Raw genomic sequence first — 3,323 nt, forward strand, 5'->3', positions numbered from 1 at the left:
CCGCCGCCGCTGTCGGAGCCTGCGACGGTGAGCGCGACGGGTCGGCCCATCAGTCGTCGGCGGGGCCGGGCTGTGTGCTGGGCATGCCGACGCTCGGCGCGTCGTGGCCGAGTTCGTCGATGGCCACCTGCGCGGCCTGCTTACCCGAGAGCAGCATCGCGCCGAACGTCGGCCCCATGCGGGTTAGCCCGTGGGTCGTCGCGGTCGCGAGCCCCGTGGTGATCAGGCCGTCGTGGACCTTCCCGGTCTGCTCGACCACCGCGTCCTCGCTCTCGCCGACCCACATGGAGTCGTGGCCCGGCGAGTCGTGGCCGGGGGCGCCGTACTCGCCGTCGGCGGAGGTGTCCATGCCGACCTCGCCGGTCTCCTCGATCCCCTCGGCGTCGATCACGCCGCGCTCGTGGAGCTTCGAGACGACGACCGCCTCGTGGCCCGTAGCGTCGATCACGAGGTCGGCCTCGACCGCGACGGGGTCGACGCAGGTGAGTTCTCGGGGGAGGGAGTGGACGGGCGTCCAGTTGAGCACGACGCCCGACACCTCGTGGTCCTCGCGGACGACCACGTCGGTGAACTCCGTCATGTTCTGGATCCGCGCGCCGGCGTCGCAGGCCGCCTCGATCAGCGCCGAACTCGCGTGGGGCGCGGTCGCGACGTGGAGTCCCTCGACCTCGTCGGTCTCCTCGTAGGGGACGCCGAGCTCGTCGAGCACCTCGTGGGCGGGCTCGCGGACCGTGAGCTTGTTCATCAGGAAGCCGCCGAGCCAGAAGCCGCCGCCGAGGTAGTTGTTCTTCTCGACGACGGTCACGTCGACGCCCCGCTCGGCGAGCTCCTTCGCCGCCACCAGCCCCGAGGGGCCGCCGCCGACGACCACCACCTCGCTGTCGGTGAACTCCATGAACTCGTCGTGCCACTCGTCGGCGATCGCGCGGGTGACCTGTGCCTCGCTCGCGTCGCTGAACCCGTCGAAGGACATGCGATTACTACGTGGTACTACCGAGTAGTTAAGCGTTGCGTCGCGGGCGAGCGAGGCGGCGGGGCCGTCGGGCGTCGCGCCGTCACAGAGCGTTTAGAAACCCCCCGACGGTACGTCATCCATGACCAGCGAGACGGAGAAACGGGAGGGGGTCACGTTCACCCTCGACGGCGCGTGGGAGGGGTTCCGACGCTGCCTCCCGGTCGCGGCCGGCGTCGGCGGCTACGGCCTCGTGTTCGGCGTCGTCGCGCGGCAGTCGGGACTGAGTGTCGCGGAGGCGGCGCTCATGAGCGCGACCGTGTTCGCGGGCGCGGCTCAGCTGATCGCCGTCGAGCTCTGGGCCGACCCGGTCCCGATCGCCGCGGTGCTGACGACGACCGCCGTGGTCAACACCCGCTACGTGCTGATGGGGGCGGCGCTGCGGCCGTGGTTCGCCCGGCTCCGGCCCGGCCACGCCTACGGGAGCGTGTTCTTCCTGATCGACGAGACGTGGGCGCTGACGATGGGCGAACTGAGCGAGGGGAGCGGTCGCGGGGCGTTCATGCTCGGCAGCGGGATCGCCGTCTGGCTGTTCTGGGTCGCCGCGACGGTCGTCGGCGCGAGCGCCGGCGCCGCGATCGGCGACCCCAGCCGGTACGGGCTCGACTTCGTGCTGCCCGCGATCTTCGTCGCGATCGCGGTCGGCCTCTGGGAGGGGAAGTCGACGCTGCTGCCGTGGGGCGTCGCGTTCCTCGTCGCGGTCGTGGCCGCCGACGCGCTCCCGGGGCGGTGGTACATCCTCGCCGGGGGGATCGCGGGCAGCCTCGTGGAGGTGATCCGTGTCGGCCGTTGATCCGACGGTACTCGCCGTCGTGGCCGCGATGGCGGTGCTGACCTACCTCACCAAGGCCGGCGGCTTCTGGCTGCTCGGCCACGTCGACACCTCCGAGCGCGTCGACGCCGCGCTGTCGGCGCTGCCCGGCGCCGTCGTCGTCTCGATCGTCGCGCCGGAGCTACTGCACGGCGGGCCGAGCGCGTGGCTCGGCGCGGCGGCGGTGGTGCTGCTCACCCGGAAGACGGGGAGCCTGTTGGCGGCGATGGCCGGCGGCCTCGGCGTCGTGCTCGCGGTCCGGGCGGTGCTCTAAGCGGGGTCGTGGACCTCGTCGAGCGCGTCGAACGTCGGCGCGTTCACGATCCGGACGGTCCGCCCCTCGCGCGTCACGCGGAACGCGTCCGCGAAGGACCCCTCGGACACGCGGTAGACCCCCTCACCCTCGGCGGTGGCGTTCAGCGACTCGGTGAGCAGCCCACGGTAGGCGCGGGCGAACTGCCGGGCGTCGCGCTCGCTCTCCCACCGGGTCTTCAGGACGTAGCCGTCGCCCTCCTCACCGAAGTACGGCACCAGCGTGTCGCCCCCCCAGCCCGCGGTCGCGGGATGGGAGTAGTTGTACGCGGAGTAGGGGCCGGGGTCGTTCGACAGCGTCCCGCGGTCGATCGCGCGCTGCTGCCACAGCATCGCGAACAGCGTCGCCTCGCCCAGCGTGGTCGGGCTCGCCCGCTCGAACGCCGCGGTCGAGCGGTCGGGGACGATCACGCTCGCCGGGCGGTCCGCCGGGTAGTCCGGGGGGTGGATCAGCTGTTCGCTCGATCGGGGCGGCCGGACGTACAGGTCGTTCACCGCCGCCCAGCCGCCCGCCCGGTAGGTGTGGTGGACGAACGTCGGCCCCTCGCTGTACGGCGCGTAGACGGTGAGATACAGCCCGAGGTTCCGGTCGGCGATGCCGCCCGCGCTGCTGCTCGCCGGGCGGTCGATGCAGTCCCACTGCTCGCCGCAGCGCTCCTCGTAGCGCGCCTCGACGTAGCTGGCGTCGCCCTCGACGACGCCGGTCTGGGCCATTCGCTCGTCCGGGCCGGCGGCGCCGCCGAGCAGCGAGAGCTGCTGGTCCTGCAGCGCGTGGACGAGTTCGTGGGCCAGCGTCGTCCGGTCGACCGTCGGCGTCTCGTTACCGCTGACGATCACGATCTGATCGCTCGACGAGGAGTAGTAGCCCAGCACGGAGCCGCCATAGATTTCGGCGAACGCGCCGCCGACGGTGCGGTCCTCGCCGACGAGCATCGCCGCCTCGTAGCGCTGTTCGCGGGCGCGCTCGGCGGCCGTGTCGACGGTCGTGTCGCGGCTCGACCCGTTCAGGTACTCCTCGCGGGAGATCACCTCGACGGGCACCGTCTCCCGGAACTCCAGCCCGCGGATCACCTCGACGCGGGCCATCGTCCGGGCGACGACGGCGTCGAGTTCGGACTCGTTCAGCCCGTCGCTCGGGTCGACCGCGAGCTCGTCGGTCGCGGCGTAGCCGTTCTCCACGCCCAAACG

Annotated in this window: 4 protein-coding genes; 2 read left to right on the forward strand and 2 right to left on the reverse strand. The window is 72.2% G+C overall.

Annotation, left to right across the window (positions count from 1 at the left end; genetic code table 11):
- Nucleotides 1-49 precede the first annotated feature (49 nt).
- Nucleotides 50-973: a sulfide-dependent adenosine diphosphate thiazole synthase gene (locus tag ACFR9S_RS08960; protein ID WP_379732923.1), complete on the reverse strand. Its 924-nt coding sequence runs from the start codon at nucleotides 971-973 to the stop codon at nucleotides 50-52.
- A gap of 121 nt (nucleotides 974-1,094) precedes the next feature.
- On the opposite strand from ACFR9S_RS08960, the gene ACFR9S_RS08965 reads away from it, so the two are divergent.
- Nucleotides 1,095-1,805 (forward strand): AzlC family ABC transporter permease, encoded by a 711-nt coding sequence (locus ACFR9S_RS08965; protein ID WP_379818450.1) that lies wholly within the window; start codon nucleotides 1,095-1,097, stop codon nucleotides 1,803-1,805.
- Nucleotides 1,792-2,097 carry an AzlD family protein gene (locus ACFR9S_RS08970; protein WP_379818452.1) on the forward strand — a complete coding sequence of 102 codons (306 nt, stop codon included), beginning with the start codon at nucleotides 1,792-1,794 and terminating at the stop codon, nucleotides 2,095-2,097. The genes ACFR9S_RS08965 and ACFR9S_RS08970 overlap by 14 nt, the downstream gene beginning before the upstream one ends.
- On the opposite strand, the gene ACFR9S_RS08975 is transcribed toward ACFR9S_RS08970, so the two are convergent.
- Nucleotides 2,094-3,323 (reverse strand): Hvo_1808 family surface protein (locus ACFR9S_RS08975; RefSeq protein WP_379818453.1); only part of this gene is annotated, 1,230 nt, incomplete at its 5' end. The two genes, ACFR9S_RS08970 and ACFR9S_RS08975, sit on opposite strands and share 4 nt — an antisense overlap.

The organism is Halolamina salina (genome assembly GCF_042678005.1).
Taxonomy (GTDB): domain Archaea; phylum Halobacteriota; class Halobacteria; order Halobacteriales; family Haloferacaceae; genus Halolamina; species Halolamina salina.

Excerpts from the sequence above, each read along its gene's own strand:
- ACFR9S_RS08960 (WP_379732923.1), bottom strand. The coding sequence starts at position 973 with ATGTCCTTCGACGGGTTCAGCGACGCGAGCGAGGCACAGGTCACCCGC.
- ACFR9S_RS08965 (WP_379818450.1), top strand. The coding sequence starts at position 1,095 with ATGACCAGCGAGACGGAGAAACGGGAGGGGGTCACGTTCACCCTCGAC.